Source organism: Streptomyces dengpaensis (assembly GCF_002946835.1).
Lineage (GTDB): Bacteria > Actinomycetota > Actinomycetes > Streptomycetales > Streptomycetaceae > Streptomyces > Streptomyces dengpaensis.
The window spans coordinates 3696816-3714141 of the sequence record NZ_CP026652.1 but is presented as its reverse complement, the minus strand read 5'-3'; the positions used below and the strand labels follow the sequence as shown (position 1 = coordinate 3714141).

At 69.8% G+C, this 17326-nt stretch carries 19 protein-coding genes; 14 read left to right on the top strand and 5 right to left on the bottom strand.

Going from position 1 to position 17326, the window contains the following annotated elements:
• Positions 1-967: 967 nt before the first annotated feature.
• From C4B68_RS16940 to C4B68_RS16930, 3 genes are read right to left on the bottom strand one after another with little or no spacing between them, the layout of a single operon-like run.
• On the bottom strand, positions 968-1699 hold the full coding sequence (locus tag C4B68_RS16940) for a CE1759 family FMN reductase (protein ID WP_240634385.1): 732 nt from the start codon (positions 1697-1699) through the stop codon (positions 968-970).
• Positions 1696-2160 (bottom strand): MarR family winged helix-turn-helix transcriptional regulator, encoded by a 465-nt coding sequence (locus tag C4B68_RS16935; RefSeq protein WP_240634384.1) that lies wholly within the window; start codon positions 2158-2160, stop codon positions 1696-1698. The genes C4B68_RS16940 and C4B68_RS16935 overlap by 4 nt, the downstream gene beginning before the upstream one ends.
• A gap of 26 nt (positions 2161-2186) precedes the next feature.
• Positions 2187-3374, bottom strand: coding sequence for a CE1758 family FMN-dependent luciferase-like monooxygenase (locus C4B68_RS16930; RefSeq protein ID WP_099500516.1), 1188 nt, complete (start codon positions 3372-3374; stop codon positions 2187-2189).
• 84 nt (positions 3375-3458) lie between these two features.
• Between C4B68_RS16930 and C4B68_RS16925 the strand changes: the two genes are divergently transcribed.
• The 12 genes from C4B68_RS16925 to C4B68_RS16870 all read left to right on the top strand — a co-directional run bounded on the left by C4B68_RS16925 (position 3459) and on the right by C4B68_RS16870 (position 12147).
• Entirely contained in the window at positions 3459-3644 is a 186-nt protein-coding gene (locus C4B68_RS16925; RefSeq protein ID WP_206337080.1) for a hypothetical protein, read from the top strand.
• 153 nt (positions 3645-3797) lie between these two features.
• Positions 3798-4445, top strand: coding sequence for a hypothetical protein (locus C4B68_RS16920; protein WP_099500517.1), 648 nt, complete (start codon positions 3798-3800; stop codon positions 4443-4445).
• Positions 4446-4603: 158 nt separating this feature from the next.
• Positions 4604-5071 (top strand): hypothetical protein, encoded by a 468-nt coding sequence (locus tag C4B68_RS16915; RefSeq protein WP_099500518.1) that lies wholly within the window; start codon positions 4604-4606, stop codon positions 5069-5071.
• Between the two features lie 459 nt (positions 5072-5530).
• Positions 5531-6250: a hypothetical protein gene (locus C4B68_RS16910; protein ID WP_099500519.1), complete on the top strand. Its 720-nt coding sequence runs from the start codon at positions 5531-5533 to the stop codon at positions 6248-6250.
• A gap of 20 nt (positions 6251-6270) precedes the next feature.
• The gene (locus C4B68_RS16905; RefSeq protein WP_099500520.1) at positions 6271-7140 is read left to right on the top strand and encodes a hypothetical protein; all 870 of its coding nucleotides are present in this window, start codon (positions 6271-6273) and stop codon (positions 7138-7140) included.
• Positions 7137-8450 carry a TadA family conjugal transfer-associated ATPase gene (locus C4B68_RS16900; protein WP_099500521.1) on the top strand — a complete coding sequence of 438 codons (1314 nt, stop codon included), beginning with the start codon at positions 7137-7139 and terminating at the stop codon, positions 8448-8450. The genes C4B68_RS16905 and C4B68_RS16900 overlap by 4 nt, the downstream gene beginning before the upstream one ends.
• 8 nt (positions 8451-8458) lie before the next feature.
• Positions 8459-9436 carry a type II secretion system F family protein gene (locus C4B68_RS16895; RefSeq protein WP_099500764.1) on the top strand — a complete coding sequence of 326 codons (978 nt, stop codon included), beginning with the start codon at positions 8459-8461 and terminating at the stop codon, positions 9434-9436.
• Positions 9433-10362 (top strand): type II secretion system F family protein, encoded by a 930-nt coding sequence (locus C4B68_RS16890; protein ID WP_167459097.1) that lies wholly within the window; start codon positions 9433-9435, stop codon positions 10360-10362. The genes C4B68_RS16895 and C4B68_RS16890 overlap by 4 nt, the downstream gene beginning before the upstream one ends.
• A gap of 42 nt (positions 10363-10404) precedes the next feature.
• Positions 10405-10656: a hypothetical protein gene (locus C4B68_RS16885; protein WP_028805786.1), complete on the top strand. Its 252-nt coding sequence runs from the start codon at positions 10405-10407 to the stop codon at positions 10654-10656.
• A 143-nt stretch (positions 10657-10799) separates the two neighbouring features.
• Positions 10800-11180, top strand: coding sequence for a TadE family protein (locus C4B68_RS16880; RefSeq protein ID WP_240634711.1), 381 nt, complete (start codon positions 10800-10802; stop codon positions 11178-11180).
• The gene (locus C4B68_RS16875; protein ID WP_099500523.1) at positions 11180-11608 is read left to right on the top strand and encodes a TadE/TadG family type IV pilus assembly protein; all 429 of its coding nucleotides are present in this window, start codon (positions 11180-11182) and stop codon (positions 11606-11608) included. The genes C4B68_RS16880 and C4B68_RS16875 overlap by 1 nt, the downstream gene beginning before the upstream one ends.
• Before the next feature lie 122 nt (positions 11609-11730).
• Positions 11731-12147 carry a Tad domain-containing protein gene (locus C4B68_RS16870; RefSeq protein ID WP_240634710.1) on the top strand — a complete coding sequence of 139 codons (417 nt, stop codon included), beginning with the start codon at positions 11731-11733 and terminating at the stop codon, positions 12145-12147.
• 57 nt (positions 12148-12204) lie between these two features.
• On the opposite strand, the gene C4B68_RS16865 is transcribed toward C4B68_RS16870, so the two are convergent.
• Complete coding sequence (locus tag C4B68_RS16865) at positions 12205-12546, bottom strand: hypothetical protein (protein ID WP_099500525.1); 342 nt, start codon at positions 12544-12546, stop codon at positions 12205-12207.
• Positions 12547-12577: 31 nt separating this feature from the next.
• A complete protein-coding gene (locus C4B68_RS16860; protein WP_240634383.1) occupies positions 12578-13036 on the bottom strand; it encodes a hypothetical protein in 459 nt (152 codons plus the stop codon).
• Positions 13037-13363: 327 nt separating this feature from the next.
• On the opposite strand from C4B68_RS16860, the gene C4B68_RS16855 reads away from it, so the two are divergent.
• Positions 13364-16360: a BTAD domain-containing putative transcriptional regulator gene (locus C4B68_RS16855; RefSeq protein ID WP_099500526.1), complete on the top strand. Its 2997-nt coding sequence runs from the start codon at positions 13364-13366 to the stop codon at positions 16358-16360.
• Complete coding sequence (locus C4B68_RS16850; RefSeq protein WP_099500527.1) at positions 16357-17313, top strand: prepilin peptidase; 957 nt, start codon at positions 16357-16359, stop codon at positions 17311-17313. The genes C4B68_RS16855 and C4B68_RS16850 overlap by 4 nt, the downstream gene beginning before the upstream one ends.
• Positions 17314-17326: the final 13 nt, after the last annotated feature.

The following is a 17326-nucleotide window of genomic DNA, read 5'->3' as shown; positions in this document are numbered from 1 at the left end:
GCGACGTAGCCTACCCGGCCTGTCGCCTCGTGGCCCGGTCGCAGCGTCCGAATGGGCGGCGTACCGTAAATCGCACGGAAGGCGCGATCGGGGCTTTCCGGACGTGCGGAGCTGACGCGAGACCGCGAGGAGCCGAGCCATGCGTAAGAACTCACCGGTGAAGGGCCACCACGGCCTGGGGGCGCGTGGACAGGGCAAGCTGCTCTACTACCACACGCAGATCCCCCAGACGGCGGCCCGGCAAGCGAAGGACCAACCGGCTGGTAAACGCCAGCAGCCTCACGATCACCGTCAACCCAACGGCCGCTGGGCTCCGTGACGGGGCAGCGTCCCTACCTCGCAGAGTAGTTCTCCGGGGCCGAGCGGCTGCTCGTTCGGCCCCGAGGCACATACAAGGCCGGCCGCTCGGAACGCCGGTCAACTCGCTCCGTCACGCCTTATCTCTGATCCGGAGGCTTCTGGCGAAGTCGTCGATGGCGCCAACTTCGCCCGAACACGGTTCACTTCATGTGCGTCGGGTGGCCGCGATCAGCGCTGAGCCCGCTCGATCTTCGTGGCGGCGTGCCGGAGCCAGGAGCACCGACCAGGTAGGCGGCTGTGTCGAATGCCCGGCCGCATGGCGATCGCGAACGCCCTGCGGCCGGGAGTGGCGACGGGGCGGGTCACGTCTTCGAGGTCCCCCCTGCGTATGCACCTGCCGCGGAACCTGAGCCGCTCGGCGGACCGTTCGAAGCAGCGTTCCACTGCCGCAACAGGCTGTTGACCGCCTGACGGCCGGAGCGGTTGGAGCCGACGGTGGACTGAGACGGTCCGAAATCGGCGGCGACCTTGGCGACGATCTCACGGCCGGCGACCTCGGGCTCGAACTCACCGTCACGGAAGACGGGTACGCGACGCGTGTACCAGAACGTGGTGGCCCCGTGATATCTCCTCGGGCCCCGCTGCTCCCCCAGCCCGAGCGAGTGCGTCAGCGTACATCGGCCCGAACACCGGACGGGGGTTGTGCGGTTCCACCGGTGGCCAGACGCATGAGATCGGTGTCGAAGTCGACGTTTTCGATGCCGCGTTCGGCGCGGGTGGCGTTGCCGCCGAACGTGTGTTGGTAGCCCGCCCAGTTGCCGTCGGCGATTTCGCGGCCGGCGCCGCTGCGCAGGACGGCGGCGAGTTCGCCGGTCGCGCGGGCTATGCGCTTGCCGAGATCGGCCGAGCCCCAGTCCTCCGGTGCGGCGTAAAGGGAGGTCGGCATCGGGATCGTCCGTAGGAACGCGAACAGCGGTCGGAGGTGGTCGTCGACGACCATGCTGTGCCTGGCCGAGCCGCCGGTGGCGGCGAGGATGACCGGTTTGGCGATGAGCAGGTCGTTGTCGATCAGGTCGGCAAACGACTTGAACAGGCCGCTGATCCCCGCCTTGTAGACCGGAGCAGCGGCGATGATCGCCTCCGACTCGGCGAGCTGTGCGATGGCGTCCTGCACCTTCGAGTCGGGCATACCCGAGACGATCGACCGTGCGATCTCAACGGCGAGAGGTCCCAGATCGATCGAGCGCACGGTCGCGGCAATGCCCATGTCGCGCAGGGCGTCAATGCTCTTCTGGGCGATCCGGTCAGCCAGCAGCCGGGTCGAGGACGGATCACTCACGCCGGCATTGACGACCGTGATGGTGAGAACTTGTCGGGGGGCGATGGGCACGTTGTTCACGCGGTGTTCCTTGTATCCGACGCGGAGTGCTGCGAGGTTGCCGAGGGAGCTGCGGCGACCAGTGCCTTTCCCAGGTCGCGCAACGTTTCCAGTTGTGACGCGGTGAGCGCGCGGGTCATCGCCCTCGCGACGTGTCGCGCGTGCGCGCGACCGAGGCGCCGCTGGACATCGCGTCCCTCACTGGTCAGGACGATGCGGCAGGCGCGGCCATCGTCGGGATCCGGGAGACGCTCGACGAGGCCGCGCTTCTCCAGCCGCGCCACCAGTCGGGAGACCCCCGCCTGAGTCAACAGGACGTCGTCGATCAGGTCGGTGATACGCAAACCGTCCTCGACGTCGGCGAGGGCATAGAGCACGCCATACTCCCGGGGCGGGAAGTCGCCCCAATCGCCGTCGAACTCGAACTCGCGCGCCAGTGTCGCCTGCGCCCTGAACATCGCTTCCCAGGCCTCGTTCGCCAACCTGGTCAAGCCCCTGGCCGGCGCCATCACAGTACCGTCGGGAAACTGGCGGCGTCCTTCGGGTCGCTGTCCTGGTACGGCGAGGTGCCCGAGAGGTTGTCGCCCCGGTTGGGGTTCGGCCGCAGCCGGCGCGGTTCAGCGTCACCGTACTTCGCCTTGACCAGCGAAGCGTGCGTCGGTGCGTCCGGCACGCCGGGCTTGCGGCGCGCCTCCATTTCCTTGCGCAGTACCGGGACCACCTCGGTGCCCAACAACTCGACCTGTTCCAGGGCCATGTCGAGCGGGAGGCCCATTGCGTCGACGGCGAAGAGCTGGCGCTGGTAGTCACCGAATCCCTCCTGGAAGGTGAGCACCTTCTCGATGACCTCCTGTGGACTGCCCACCGTCAGCGGCGTGTTGGCCATGAAGTCCTCGAGCTTGGAGCCGCGGAAGGCCGGGTAGTTCTCGAAGTAGGGCCGGAAGGTGTTGATCGCGTCCTGCGAGCGCTTGGCGATGAACCCCTGGCCGCCCAACCCGACGATGGCCTGCTCGGCAGTGCCGTGGCCGTAGTGCTCGAACCGCTGCCGGTAGAGGTCGACGAGCGGCTTGAAGTGGAAGTTCGGCGCCAGGATGTGGTTGGCGAAGAACCCGTTGCCGTAATACGCGGCCTGCTCGGCGGTCTCCGGGGTGCGGATCGAGCCGTGCCACACGAACGGCGGGACGTCGTCCAGCGGGCGCGGGGTGGAGGTGAAGCCCTGCAGCGGGGTGCGGAACTTCCCTTCCCAGTCGACCACGTCCTCACGCCACAGCCGGTGGAGCAGGTTGTAGTTCTCCAGGGAGAGTGCGACGCCCTCGCGGATGTCCTTGCCGAACCACGGGTACACGGGGACGGTGTTTCCGCGTCCGAGCATCAGGTCCAGCCGCCCCTTGGCGACATGCTGCACCATCGCATAGTCCTCGGCGATCTTCACCGGGTCATTGGTCGTGATCAGAGTCACCGCGGTGCTCAGGATGATCCGCTCCGTCAGCGCCGCGATATGAGCGAGCAGGGCCGGCGGCGAGGACATCACGAACGGTGGATTGTGGTGCTCACCCAGCGCGAAGACGTCGAGGCCCACCTCGTCGGCCCGTTGGGCGATCTTGATCAGGTTGCTGATGCGCTCTGCCTCGCTCTGGGTGTAACCCGTCGTCGGGTCCGGCGAGATGTCGCCCACACCGAAGATGCCGAACTGCATGCTGCACTCCTTGCTGATATATGACTTCGCATGTAATCCAAACAACATGACGCCGCATGTATTCCCGGCCTTCCCGGCGGCGCTGTGATCCTGGTCATAGCCCGTACAGCAACCCGGGTTGTCGTCGACGAGGCCGCCCGGGACCTGATGAGGGCCTGCGAGGATGAACGCGGGGACCTGATGCGGGCGCGGCATCGGCTGTCCAAGCTGCTGTTGCGGCAGGACCTGCTGTGGCAGGGCACGGCCTGGCCCCAGGCACACGAACGCTGACTGCACTCGCTGACAGGCCCCGATTCCGACTCCTCCAGCAGTTTCATCAACACCGGTGAGAGGTGAACCACCTGGGCGCCACCTCGACCCCCACCTCGTAGGCTGACCCGAGCCGAACAGAGGACCGGACAGAGGTCGAACGGGGGACACACCATGGCCCGCTACATGGAGACGCTCACCATCGAGCGCGGCGGCTTCCGGATCAAGGTGCCGGAGTCGTGGTGGGAGTTCGACGTACGGCCCGAGTCGCGTGACGACTCCATCCGGCGCATGGTCAACGAACGGGTGCAGCAGCGCCCGGAGTTGGCCAAGTACCGCGACACGTACGCCGCCTTCCTGCAGAAGTCGGCGGCCGACGCCTGGAAGTCCGGCGCCCTGTACTGCGGCTGCATGGCGGAGAGTTTCGGCGGCGACACCCCGATCACCGGCTCGGTCACCGTCTCGATCGTCGGCGGCCGCACCCAGTCCGGCGAGCCCCTCTCCACCGACCCGCAGACCATCGCGAGCCAGCTCGCCGTACGCGAGGCCAAGAAGGAGGGCGACGCCTGGCGCAAGGTCACCACCGTCGACATCCCCGGCGTCGGCCCCGCCGCGCGCACGTACGGCATCGAGGACATCCCCGTACCCGACGACTCCCTGAACCGCACCATCCGCGCCGTGCTCATGCAAACGTTCATCCCCGTCCCGGGCCAGGAGGGCAAGGTCGCCCTGATTGCCGGCAGCAGCCAAGTCCTCGACCTCGCCGACTCGTTCTTCGACATCTTCGACGCGATCACGTCGACGTTCCGCTTCGCGGAGTAGCCCGAACCTCCTTCCCGCGGTTCGCGCGTATCCAGTGACTTCGCTCATGCGTACGGTTATTGGTGAGTCGAACGTGACGGGGGTTGCGTGGTGGCGGGGTATCGGCCGAAGGACTGGCATGTCCTGGACCTGGACAAGGACCCGGGCGAAGACCGGGTATGACGTCCGAATACGACTGGGCAAGCGGCGAGGGCCTGTTGGGCATCGACGACCCCGCCGCGGTGGATGCCGCGTTCGAGCGCGGCGAGCGTCACCTCGGCACGGCGGTGATCGGGCTTGCCTTCACATGCCCGCTGGCCGAGGCGTCGCCTCGGATCGTCCGGGCGATGCGGCTGCCGGACGCCACTCAGCGGCAGTTCGCGTTCACCGCGGCGGGCACGGCGGCGCGGCTCAACGGTGAGCTGACGCCGGAGCTGTACGCCGCGCTGCGCGCCGAGGCCCCCGGCGGCTTCGCCGAGGACGCCATCAACGACACGCTGACGTTCGTGCCGTTCCGGAAGCTCCCGCCGTGGTTCAAGTGGCGGTGGCTGCTGGCCACACTGCGGAACACCGTGCTGGGCTGGTGGCTACGGACCGCGGACGCGGCCGGTGACGCCTGGCGGGCCCTGCGCGGACGCCGTTCCTGAGCGGGTGCCCGCACGGCAGCAGCAAGAGTTGGGGGTTTCTGCCGTGCGACTGACCCCGTCGTCGCGCCGGCCCCGTCACCCTCGCGGCTGAAAGATCACCCCGCCTGATCCTCGCTGGTGAGCACTTCGTGCAGGCCTCGTGCCCACCCCGTGGCCACCCCCGAGGTCAGCCCCCCTGCCGGATTCGCGCCCGCACAGCAGCCCCGCACCCCGGATCCACACCCCCAACCGGGAACCGCTCACCGCTCGTTGCGCGTGGATAACGTCGGGCACCGTGAGGTTCACGATCCTTAACGCGCCTTGAGGGGCTTATGTGCGGCTGATACGGTGCCATGGCTTGACACTCGCTTCAGCGCTGGCTATTTGGCCAGGTCGGGCGGTACGGGTGGACCGGGGTGGAGTGTCCCAATTGGCCTGTGAATTGGCAGAAATCTTCTTGGGTGTACGGGGAGCGGTTGCGTGAAGATCCAAGAGCGTACGGGGGCGGGCAACCCCCGTTCCGCCGCGTCGGTTCAGCCGGCGATGGGTGAGCGTCTTCCCACGCCGCCTCGCGAGCGCAAACCCGCGCTGGCCGCTCTGGCGGTGCTCCTGATCCTCGTCGGTGCGCTGGGCGCGACCATGCTGGTGCTGCGTGCCGGGGACCGTGTCGAGGTCGTGCAGGTGACGAGTGACATCCAGGCAGGTGAGTCGGTGGGTGACCACGTGACCTCCGTGATGGTCGCCGACGACGCCGGCGTCAACTACATCAAGTGGTCACAGCTGGGCACCCTCAAGACCCTCAAGGCCAAGACCACGATCTACAAAGACACTGTCGTCATGGGCCAGATGTTCGCCAAGACCGCCACTCTCCCGGCGGGCAAGGCCAACGTCGGACTCTCCCTCAAGGAGGGCCAGTACCCCGTAGGCCTCAAGGCGGGCGACTCCGTGGCCGTGTACCGCGTCGGCGGCGACAGCGGCTCCAGCAGCAGCGGTTCGTCGAGCTCTTCGAGCTCCTCGAGCGACAGCAACACCCTGATCGTCGACAGGGCGTTGGTGAGCTTCGTGAAGGACGAGAAGGACAGCACGATCAGCAGCACCAGCCTGCCCGTCAACCTCACGGTGGACAGCGGCGACGCGGCCGCTGTCTCCGAGGCATCCTCGGCCGGTGAAGTCGCCCTCGTTCTCGTCCCCGGCAACTAAAGGCGAGTGAGTAAACAGAAATGGCGCTCATCGCCCTCGCCGCTGACAAGGGTTCCCCCGGCGTCACCACCGCCGCGGTGGCCCTGTCGGCGGTCTGGCCCCGTAGGGTCCTGCTCGCCGAGACGGACCCCGCAGGCGGCGACCTCGTGTACCGGAGTGCGGCGGCGCATGGCGGTCCGCTGAACCCGAACACCGGCATGCTGTCGATAGCGGCGACCGCCCGCCGCGGTCTCGTGCCGGACCAACTCTGGGACCATGTGCAGCCGTTGAGCGGCGGGCTCGAAGTCCTCGTCGGGCTCGGTATCGCCGAGCAGGCCGCCGGGCTCGCGGGCCTCTGGCCCACACTCGGGCGGGCCTTCGCCCAGCTCGCCGACTCCCCGCACGCCCCCGCCGACGTCATCGCCGACTGCGGGCGCATCAGCGGCGACACCCCGGCCGTCGAGATGTTCTCCCAGGCCGCCCTCGTCCTGCTGATCTCCCGCACCGAGCCCGAGGCCATCGCCCGCGTACGGGACCGGGCCGCCGCCCTCGCCGCCAAGCTGCACGGCGGCCCCCGGGGCGCCGCCAGCCTCGCCACGCCCCTCATCGGCGTCATCCTCATCGCCGACCCGAGCGACTCCGCCAAGCTCGTCCACCAGGTCAACGACATGCTCGTGGCGGCGCAGACAGGTGCCCGTGTCGTGGGCACGCTCGCCGACGACCCCGCGGGCGCCGACCAGTTGGCCGGACGCAAGCGCGGACGACTCGACAAGTCGCTGCTCATCCGCTCGGCCCGCAAGGTCACCGCGGACCTCTACCAGCAGTACGGCGCCGCCTGGGCCGTACCGGCGGCCGGACCGCACGCACCCCATGGAACGCATGGTCAGCCCGCCGCCGGAGCCGGACGATGACCGCCGTCGACCACCAGTTGGTCAAGCGGTTCCGGCAGGAGGCCGGTGACCGGATCTCCGAGCAGCGCCGCGAGGACCAGGTCCGCGGCGTCACACCGATGTCCTCGGAGGACGAGCGGCACTACGCGCGCGCCGTCATCGCCCAGATACTCGAGGACTACGCCCGTACCGAGATCAACCTCGGCCGCACCCCCCTCGACGCCGAGACCGAGGAGCAGTACGCGGCCGCCGTGCACGCCGCCCTCTTCGGCGTGGGGCGCCTGCAGCCGCTGCTCGACAACCCGGAAGTCGAGAACATCGACATCAACGGGTACGACCAGGTCTTCATCGGGTACGCCGACGGGCGCGAGGTCAAAGGCGATCCCGTCGCCGAGAACGACGAAGAGCTCATCGAGCTGATCCAGGTCCTCGGCGCGTACTCGGGGCTTTCCTCCCGGCCCTTCGACTCCGCCAATCCCCAGCTCGACCTGCGGCTTCCGGACGGGTCCCGGCTCTCCGCCGTCATGGACGTGACGCGTCGCCCCGCCCTGTCCATCCGTCGCGCCCGCATGGGCAAGGTCTTCGTCTCCGACCTGGTGGGCAACGGGACGATCACGCCCGAGGTCGCGCACTTCCTCGCGTGCGCGGTCCGCGCCCGTAAGAACATCATGATCGCGGGCGCCACCAACGCCGGCAAGACGACCCTCCTGCGTGCCCTCGCCAACGAGATCCCGCCGCACGAGCGTCTCATCACCGTCGAGCGCGCCCTGGAACTCGGGCTCGACACCTTCGCGGACCTCCACCCGAACGTGGTGGCGTTCGAGGAGCGGCTGCCCAACTCCGAGGGCCAGGGTGCCATTTCCATGGCCGAACTCGTCCGCCGTTCCCTGCGGATGAACCCCTCCCGCGTCATCGTCGGTGAGGTCCTCGGCGACGAGATCGTGACCATGCTCAACGCGATGTCGCAGGGCAACGACGGCTCGCTGTCCACGATCCACGCGAACAGCTCCAGCGAGGTCTTCAACCGTATTTCCACGTACGCGCTCCAGGCGTCCGAGCGGCTGCCCATCGAGGCCAGCCAGATGCTCGTCGCGGGCGCGGTGAACTTCGTCGTCTTCATCCAGCGGCGCAACAACTACCAGACGGGCGGCAGCCTCCAGCGCATGGTCACCTCGGTCCGCGAGGTCAACGGCGTCGACGGACGCGTGCTGTCCAGCGAGGTGTTCGCCGAGGCCGCGGACGGCCGGATCGTCCCGCATGCGCCCATAGCCTGCCTGGACGACCTCGTCCAGCACGGCTACCGGCTGCCCGGCGGCGGGAATTGGGGCTGATGACACCCATGACGATGACACAAACGACTGCGTCTCCTGTCGACTCGCTCGGCTCCATGGGCGGGCTGTTCTCCACCACCGTGCTGTACGCGCTCGCGTCCGGTGTCGCCGTCGGTGGCGGCCTCGCGCTGTTCGCCGTCGCCGTGCGCGGACTGCCCGCCAAGCCCGAGCACGAGAAGCAGAAGGCGAGCGAACGGGCCAACGAGCTGATCCGGTTCGCCGGGCAGCGCGGTTCGGTCGCCGCCATCGCCGGTCTCCTCGTCCTTCTCCTCACCCGCTGGGCCGTCGCCGGTATCGCGGCCGGTGTCCTCGTCTTCTTCTGGGACAAGCTCTTCGGAGGCGCCTCGGAGGAGCGTGCCGCCATGCGCCGCGTGGAGGCCCTGGCCTCCTGGACCGAGTCGCTGCGCGACACCATCGCGGGCGCGGTCGGCCTGGAGCAGGCCATCCCCGCTTCCGCGCGTGCCTCCGCCCCCGTCCTGCGTCCGCACCTCGACGCGCTGGTGGACCGGCTGCGTTCCCGTACGCCGCTGCCGGAAGCCCTGCAACAGCTCGCCGACGAGATCGACGACGCCTCCGCCGACATCATCGTCGCGGCTCTCATCCTCAACGCGCGGCTGCGCGGCCCCGGTCTGCGGCAGGTGCTCGGCGCGCTCGCCAAGTCCGCGCGCGAGGAGGTCGACATGCGGCAGCGCGTGATGGCCCAGCGCGCGTCGACCCGCCGCTCGGTGCAGATCGTCGTCGCGGTCTCGATCGCCTTCGTCCTCGGCCTGTCGATCTTCAACCGCGACTTCGTCGAGCCGTACGGAACGGCGGTCGGACAGCTCGTACTCGCCTGTGTCTGCGGCCTGTTCGGGCTCGGCTTCTGGTGGCTGCGCAAGCTGTCCACCATCGAGACCCCGGAACGGTTCCTGGTGCGGGACGAGTCGTCGGTGCAGTTCGTACGTCCCCGTACGCCGGCTTCTGCGGATGAGGCGGTACGCCGATGAACCTGACCATGCCGATTCTGATCGGCGCCGTCCTGGGCCTGGGCGTCTACGCCCTCGTACGCGCCCTCATGCCGTCCAAGCGCAGCGCGGTCGCGCAGGTCGCGCGCATCGACGCGATGCGGGCGCGCGGGGCCGCTTACGAGTCCGCGCATCACGGCGGGCGGGATGCCGGGCCCGGGCGGCTGGGCAGCGCACGGGCCCAAGTGGGCGCAAGGGTCGCCGAGTTCTACCTTCAGCAGGGCTGGGAGCAGCGCTCGCTGCGGGCCGATCTCGCCGTCCTGGACCGCAGTTGGGAGAACTTCCTCGCGACGAAGGTCCTGCTGGCGGCCGCGGGAGTCTTCTTCGGGCCGTTCCTCTTCGCCGTCGTCTGGACGCTCGGCTTCGGCACCAGCCCGGTCATCCCGGTCTGGCTGGCGCTGTTCTTCGCGCTCGTCTTCTTCTTCCTCCCCGATGTGGAGGTACGGCGGGACGCGGCGGACAAGCGGCGTGACCTGCGGCGCGTCATCGGCGCGTATCTCGACCTGGTGTCGATGAGCCTGGCCGGCGGCCGGGGCCTCCCCGAGGCGCTGATGACCGCCGCCGAGGTCTCCGACGGCTGGGCCACGCAGCGCATCCGCAACGCGCTCGCCGACGCCCGTATCACCGGCATCAGCCAGTGGCAGGCGCTGGGCTCCCTCGGTGAGGAGCTGGGCGTCGAGGAGCTGAAGGACTTGTCGGCCTCCCTGGGGCTGGTCGCGGACGACGGCGCGAAGGTGCGCGAGTCGCTCGCCTCGCGCGCCGAGACGATGCGGCACCGCGAACTCTCCGAGATCGAGGGCAGCGCGGGCGAGAAGTCCCAGTCGATGCTGGTCGCGCAACTGCTGCTGTGCGCGGGCTTCCTGGTCTTCCTGATCTTCCCGGCGGCGATGCGCGTGTTCCAGGTCTGACGTCTCCTACCTCCCCATCTTTTTCCGAGAGGACAACTCATCATGAACGGACGGAACTTCAGCACCGGCATCCCGGGGGTGGACTTCCTGATCACCTTCCTCCAGGGCCGTGTGCAGCGTGCCCGGTCCGGTGAACTCGACCGCGGCGCCTCGGCCGTCGAGTGGGTCATCATCTCCGCCGTCGTCGTCGCGATCGTCGGCGTCGTCGCCGCGATCATCAACGCCGCGCTGAGCGACGGCGCCAACAAGGTCGGCGACTGCATCAAGGGCGCCGACGCGGGCAAGACCTGCTGAGCCCTTCGTCTGCTTCTCATACGGGAATACGGGTGCGCGCAGGTCGAGGAGTACGTCGCGGGGTACGTCGCGACGTACGGGCCGGGGTACGTGGCTGGGTGCGCCGCAGGGTGGAGGCCGCCTCCGCCCGCGGCGAGTCCGGCATGACCGCGATCGAGTTCGTGCTGCTCACTCCGGTGCTCTTCTTCATGATCTTCGCGACGGTGCAGTTCGCGCTGTACTTCTTCGCGGACCATGTGGCCCAGGCGGCGGTCCAGGCGGGCGCCCGCGAGGCGCGCGCGACGGCCGACGAACAGCCCGGCGCGTGGCGCGGCGAGGCGCGGGATGTGGTGGACAGCTATATCCGCCAGCTCGGCCCGCAGTTGGTTCTGTCCCCGGACGTGACGATGCTCCAGCCGGAGCCGAACACGGTGGGCGTGGAGATCACGGCACGGGTGCCGACGGTGTTTCCGGGGCTGGATCTGACGGTGCACGCGCGGTCGGCGGGGCCGGTGGAGCGGTTCGTGAAGGAGGAGGGGAACTGATGACGTCGCTCCTCTCCCGCGTACGGGAGCGGGTGTCCGGCGACCGGGGTCTGTCCACCGTGGAGGTGGTGATCCTCGCTCCCGTGATGATCCTCTTCATCCTGGTACTGGTGGCTTTCGGGCAACTGGTGGACGGGCGCGGCGCGCTGGACGGTGCCGCGCGGGATGCCGCGCGTGCCGGGTCGATCCAGAAGGAGGAGGCCGTCGCCATGTCGGAGGCCCAGAAGGCGGCCGACGCCAACCTGGCGGACGTCTGCTCCGGCCTGGTGACCGTGACCAAGACCAGCACGGGCTGGGCGAACGCCGATCTCTTCACGGTCGAGGTGAGCTGCGAGGTGCGGGGCCTGGCGATGCTGGGCCTGGACGTTCCGACGCGGCTGACGTCGACGTTCACGTCGCCGCTGGATCCCTTCAAGAGGAAGGCGTGATGGGGGAGATGAGAGGGTCTGCGGGGGCGGCGATGGGCGGCGCCGGGGCCGCCGTGCGCGCTGGGGTCGCTGAGCGCGCCTGGGCGGAGGCCCGTGCTTGGGCGGAGGCCCGTCGTACGCGTATGGACGACCGCGGCTCGGGCGCCGGCGCGGTCATCATCTTCGCGATCGTCTTCCTCTCCCTCTCGGCCTTCGTCATCGACGGCGGCATGTCCATCTCCAAGCGCGAACGCGCCGCCGACATCGCCGAACAGGCCGCCCGTTACGCCGCCCAGGACATAGACCTCGAGTCCCTCTACGAGAACGAGAACGGCCCCGCCCCGATCAACTACCAGAACTGCGGCGCCCGAGTGAAGGCCTTCGCCCGCGAAATGGGGATGTCCGGCCCCGACGTCGCGGCCACCCACTGCGTGGCCGCCAACGCCGACGAGGTCGAGGTCGAGGTCCAGCTCACGTACTCCCCGGTGTTCACGGGGATGTTCTACGGGGGAGACGTGGTCGTCCACGGCCAGGCGGTGGCGGAGAACGAGGTCGGCTGAACGGGCAGGGCGGATCGGGCTTGGGCGAACGGGCAGGGCTCGGCGGGGCTGAACGCCCTACTTACCGCCGCCTTCCCCGCCACCCTTACCGCCCTCCTGCTTCACCCCGTCCTTGACCTGCTTGGCGAGATCGTCGTCGAGCTTCTTGAACTCGCGGACGACGGCGTCGGACATATCGGCCAGGGCGTCGAGGGCCTGGGTGATGTCCTCGCGGCCGTCCTCCCAGCCGGACTCGAAGTCGTCGAGGGCGTCGTAGACGGTGTGGTCGCCGAGGTCGTCCTTGTAGGACTCGAAGAGCTTCTTGGTGTGGTTCAGCCGGGACTTGATGTCCCGCAGCCGCCCGCCGTAGTCCTCCAACTCGCTGAGCGGGAGCGCGAGGTCGCTCTTGCCGTTGCCCATGTGAAGGTCCCCCAGGGATCGTCGGATCGTGTCAGACGAAGCGGAAGGTGCTGGTCACCGCCTCGAAGATGTCGTGGAACGCCTCCGCCAGGTCCAGCACGGGGCTGGCCCCGGAGACGAGCACGACATGGTCGGTGGTTCCCGGGACGGGAATGTACGTCTGAGTCAGCACCATACGAAGGGTACGGGTGTCGCCCTGCGCGACGGGCAGGTCCTCGACGCCGTACGTCCGCGCGACGCTCCCGACGCCGGGAATGTCCACGGTGGTCACCGTCCGCCAGGCGTCGCCGTCGCGGCGGGCGGTGATGGTGCGCAGGCTGTCGGCGATGGCGCGCGGGTCGGTGGACAGGGCCACGCCCTGCTTGTCCTTCGCACCGATCACGGAGACCGTGACGGTCGCGGACAGCGGCACGCCGTCGAAATTCTCCGCCATGCATCCCATGTACACGGCACCGGAGTCGTGGGCGTCCTTGGCCATCTTGCGGAGCATGTTCGTCAAGTCCGTGTGGCAAGGGGCGAGTTCGGGTATCTCGCGAGTCCGCTCGTCGATGGCACGTAGAGGGGATCGGGGCAGCCATGGGGGATTGTGTGCGGGCTGTGAGAACCGTGACATGACGGTTGCGAATGCTGTGGAGGCCAGGCGGTGCGGCGGTGGTGCGCCGGACGGCAACTCGGGCTTAGGGGACGGTTGGTGAGAAAACAGACGGAGTCCCCGAGGTCGCCCTCTGTCTGACCTTCGACACGATCCTTAAGATCTCAGTAGGCTCATCTCACCCCCAGACCCACTCCCTCCCCACACCACCCCAGGACACCCGCCATGGCGCGACGCACCACTTCCAGCTCGACGGGCAGCTCGCCGGGTCCGAGGAATCGGACGCCGCAGCCCCTGCCCGGGCGTCGTCGGACGTTCGGGGACTTCGTCAAGGCGTTCGGGGCGTTCGTCGCTCTGGCCGTGCTGCTGGTCGGGGTGCCGGGGGCGCTGGTCGTCAGCGTCGGGTGGCCGTTGCCGCACGGGGCGCCCTCGCTGGACTGGCTGCAGCAGGAGATCACCGTCGGCACGTTCATCCGCGTGCTGACCGTGATCGTGTGGTTGGCCTGGGCCCAGTTCACCGCCTGTGTGCTCGTCGAGGTGAAGGCCGCGCTGTCCGGCGTGGGCCTGCCCAACCGCGTACCGGGCGCGGGCGCCAGCCAGTTGCTGGCGCGCCAGCTCGTCGCCGCGCTGCTGCTGGTCGGCGCCACCGCGGCCAGCTTCACGCCGGGGCTGTCGCAGCTCGGGCAGGGCCTGGAGGGCAACCAGCGGGGGACGGTCGCGGCGGCGCAGCAGACCCCGGGCGGGCTGTTCGGGCAGCAGCAGGAGCAGGCCGCCTCCAGCGCGGCCGCCGCGATCGCCGAGCAGGCCGCCAACGCGGCGTCCCATGCGGAGGCCGGGGGCGGCCACGCCGCCAAGGGCGGCGACACCAAGTACTACCGGATCCAGCCTCCCGAGGGACGGCACCACGACTCGCTGTGGGAGATCGCCGAGCGGCACCTCGACGACGGACGCCGGTACAAGGAGATCTACCAGCTCAACAAGGACCGTACGCAGCCCGACGGTTCCAAGCTCTCCGAGGCCAGCCTGATCCGGCCGGGCTGGATCCTCGAAATGCCCGCCGACGCCCACGGCGGCGACCTCGTCGAGATGCCCGACGAGTCGCCCAAGGTCTCGGAGGAAGTCCAGCGGCAGATCCACGACTACTCCAGGACCGGGGATCACCAGCAGGCCCAAGGCGACCAGCAAGCCGGTCAGGGCGACCGGGACACCGCTCACATCCACGTGCCCCAGCAGCGGCCCAGCGGTGACCAGCAGCACGACCAGGGCGGCCAGCAGGCCCAGGGCGACCGGCAAGCCGCTTCCGACGAATCCGCTTCCGAAGAGACCGGCTTCTCCTTCGGCCTTCCCGAAGCCCTCGTCGGCGCCCCCCTCCTCGCCGCCGGCCTCCTCGGCGCCCTCGGCCGCCGCCGCCGTCAGGCGCTGTGGCAGTCGGCGCTCGGCGCCGTCGGCGGACGGCGCGGCATGGAGCCGCCGGTCCCGACCGGGGCCGCCGCCAACGCGCAGGACGCGCTGCTCGTCGGCGCCGACCCCGAGGGCGTACGCCTGCTCGACCTGTCGCTGCGCGGACTCGCGGCCGCGCTCGCGGCCGAGTCCCGTCCGCTGCCGACCGTCTACGCGGCCTGGCTCAGCGGCAACGTCGACCTGCATCTGCAACTCGCCCAGCCGGCCGGCAAGCCGCCCGCGCCGTGGCAGCTCGGCCAGGACCAGACGTTCTGGATGCTGGCGCGCACGGACGCCGAGCGGTACGAGGACGTCGACACCGCCGCCCCGTACCCGGGCCTGGTCAGCCTCGGCACCATGGACGACTCCCGGCTGCTCCTCAACCTCGAGTCCGTCCCCGGCATCGTGTCGCTGAGCGGCAGTGAGCGCGACCGCGCGGGCGTCTTCGCCTCCGTCGCCGCCGAGCTGGCCACCAACGGGTGGTCCGACCGCATGACGATCACGCTCGTCGGCTTCGGGCAGGACCTGACGCCCCTCGCCCCGAACCGGCTGCGCCACCTCGACGACGTCGAGGCGCTCGTGGAGACCATGGAGGCGGAGACCAGGCAGCGGCGCGGTGCGCTGGGCGCCGCCGGGCACGACTCCGTACTCACCGGCCGCACCGGGCCCGCCCAGCACACCCGTTGGGCCCCGCACCTCGTCCTGCTCGCCGCCGAACCGTCCGCCGAGGACGCCGTCAAACTCGCCGAACTCGCCGCCGACGCCAGCCGGCTGGGCATCGGCTACCTCGTCGGCACCGAGAGCGGCGACCTGCCGGGCGCCGCCTGGGAGATGGAGGTCACCAGCGACGGCAAGCTCCTCGCCCCGCTGCTCGGGCTCGAACTCGACGCGCAACTGCTGCCGGTGGACCAACAGCGGGCGGTCGTCGAGCTGTTCGTCGAGGCAGACCCCGAGCGCGGCTCCGACGGGCCGACGAACACCCCGCCATTCCTCGTCGACATCAGCGAGCAGGGGCGGCCCGCTGTGTACGCGCGACTCGTGGGTTCGTACGAGATCATCGGCCTGGAGACGCCCGACGGCGAGCGCAGCCCACTGCTGCACGAGGCGCTGGCGCTGCTGCTTCTGCACCGCGAGGGTGTGCACCCGCGGGTGCTGTCCTCCGCGCTGTGGCCGCGCGGTGTCACCGAGGACGTACGCGACGCGCTCGTCGAGCGGCTGCGCGGCTGGCTCGGCAACGACCCCGACGGCACGCCCCGCCTCGGCACCGACGCGACCGGGCGGCTCACGCTCGCCAAGTCCGTCGTCTCCGACCTGGACGTGCTGCGCTCCCTCTACCACGAGGCGACGCAGGGCAAGGGCGTCAACAGCCGTGCGGTGCGTGGGCGGTTGCTCACGGATGCGCTGGTGCTCGTCCGCGGGCCGCTGCTCGCCGACCGCCCGCAGGGACGCTACGGCTGGCTCACGCACGAGATCATCGACGCCCAACTCCCGCTGCTCGTCGCGGACATCGGGCTCGCGCTCTCCGCGTTCCACCTGGAGAAGGACCGCGCGGAGAAGGCCATCGAGGCGCTGACCGCCTCCCTGAACTCCGCGCCCGCCGACGAGCGCCTGTGGAACGAACTGCTCCGCGCGACCCACGCCACCGGCGACAGCGACCGACTCAAGCGGCTCGCCGCCGACCTCGTCTCCCGCAGCGGCGCCCGCGGGCTGCCGCCGCGCACCGAGGCCCTCCTCGACGAACTGCTGCCGACCTGGCGCAGCGGCGTCGCCGCGGTGGGATGAGCGACCTGACGCTGGCCGCCGTCGCCGCCCTCTGGGGCGCGGCGGCGGGCCTCCTGGTACCGCGGGCCGCCTACCGCTTCGGCGTCCCTCCGGACCAGCCGTGGCGCGACCGCTGCCCCGAGGGGCACCTGATCAGGGGGGCCGTGGGCGGCTGGCTGGGGTTCGGCCGGTGCGGCGAGTGCGCGGGCTCCGGGCGTACGTCGTCGGGGGCACCTGATGGCGACAGCCGTACGTCGTCGGGGGCGCCCGAGGGTGACGGTCGTATGTCGTCGGAGGCGCCCGACGACGGCAGTCGTACGGCGTCGGAGGCGCCCGAGGGTGACAGCCGTACGTCGTCGGAGGCGCCCGACGACGGCAGTCGTTCGGCGTCGGAAACGCCCAAAGGCAACGGCGGCACGCCCGCAAGCAGTTCCCCCTCCTACGGCCCTAACACCCCCCTCGTCTCTGTCATCACCGCGCTCATCTGCGCAGGCCTCGCCCTTGCCACAAGCACCCGCCCCGAACTCGCCGTCTGGCTGCTGCTCGCGCCGCTCGGTGTGCTGCTCGCCGTCGTGGACTTCACGGTGCAGCGGCTGCCCGATGTGCTCACCCTGCCGCTCGCGGGCGCCGCGCTCGTGTTGCTCGGGGCGGTCGCGGCCGTGCCGGAGCACGCGGGGGACTGGCTGACGGCGCTGTACGGGGCGCTCGCGCTCGGGGGCGCGTACTTCGTGCTGTTCCTCATCGACCCGAACGGCATGGGCTTCGGGGATGTGAAGCTCGCGCTGGGCATCGGTGCCGTCCTCGGCTGGTACGGCTGGGGTGTGGTGTTCCTGGGGACCTTCGCCGGGTTCCTGTTCGGCGGGCTGTACGGGATGGCGCTGGTGGTGGTGCGGCGCGCGGGGCGGAAGACGTCCATCCCCTTCGGCCCGTTCCTGATCGCGGGGGCGTATGCCGGGCTGCTGATCGGGGCGTAGTGCAACGTCTGGT

Bases quoted from the DNA above. Each gene is read 5' to 3' on its own strand.
- C4B68_RS16915 (WP_099500518.1), top strand. From the start codon at position 4,604: ATGACGTCCGAATACGACTGGGCAAGCGGCGAGGGCCTGTTGGGCATC.
- C4B68_RS16855 (WP_099500526.1), top strand. From the start codon at position 13,364: ATGGCGCGACGCACCACTTCCAGCTCGACGGGCAGCTCGCCGGGTCCG.
- C4B68_RS16880 (WP_240634711.1), top strand. From the start codon at position 10,800: ATGACCGCGATCGAGTTCGTGCTGCTCACTCCGGTGCTCTTCTTCATG.
- C4B68_RS16860 (WP_240634383.1), bottom strand. From the start codon at position 13,036: ATGCTCCGCAAGATGGCCAAGGACGCCCACGACTCCGGTGCCGTGTAC.
- C4B68_RS16870 (WP_240634710.1), top strand. From the start codon at position 11,731: ATGGACGACCGCGGCTCGGGCGCCGGCGCGGTCATCATCTTCGCGATC.
- C4B68_RS16850 (WP_099500527.1), top strand. From the start codon at position 16,357: ATGAGCGACCTGACGCTGGCCGCCGTCGCCGCCCTCTGGGGCGCGGCG.
- C4B68_RS16900 (WP_099500521.1), top strand. From the start codon at position 7,137: ATGACCGCCGTCGACCACCAGTTGGTCAAGCGGTTCCGGCAGGAGGCC.
- C4B68_RS16905 (WP_099500520.1), top strand. From the start codon at position 6,271: ATGGCGCTCATCGCCCTCGCCGCTGACAAGGGTTCCCCCGGCGTCACC.
- C4B68_RS16875 (WP_099500523.1), top strand. From the start codon at position 11,180: ATGACGTCGCTCCTCTCCCGCGTACGGGAGCGGGTGTCCGGCGACCGG.
- C4B68_RS16895 (WP_099500764.1), top strand. From the start codon at position 8,459: ATGACGATGACACAAACGACTGCGTCTCCTGTCGACTCGCTCGGCTCC.
- C4B68_RS16885 (WP_028805786.1), top strand. From the start codon at position 10,405: ATGAACGGACGGAACTTCAGCACCGGCATCCCGGGGGTGGACTTCCTG.
- C4B68_RS16930 (WP_099500516.1), bottom strand. From the start codon at position 3,374: ATGCAGTTCGGCATCTTCGGTGTGGGCGACATCTCGCCGGACCCGACG.
- C4B68_RS16890 (WP_167459097.1), top strand. From the start codon at position 9,433: ATGAACCTGACCATGCCGATTCTGATCGGCGCCGTCCTGGGCCTGGGC.
- C4B68_RS16865 (WP_099500525.1), bottom strand. From the start codon at position 12,546: ATGGGCAACGGCAAGAGCGACCTCGCGCTCCCGCTCAGCGAGTTGGAG.
- C4B68_RS16920 (WP_099500517.1), top strand. From the start codon at position 3,798: ATGGCCCGCTACATGGAGACGCTCACCATCGAGCGCGGCGGCTTCCGG.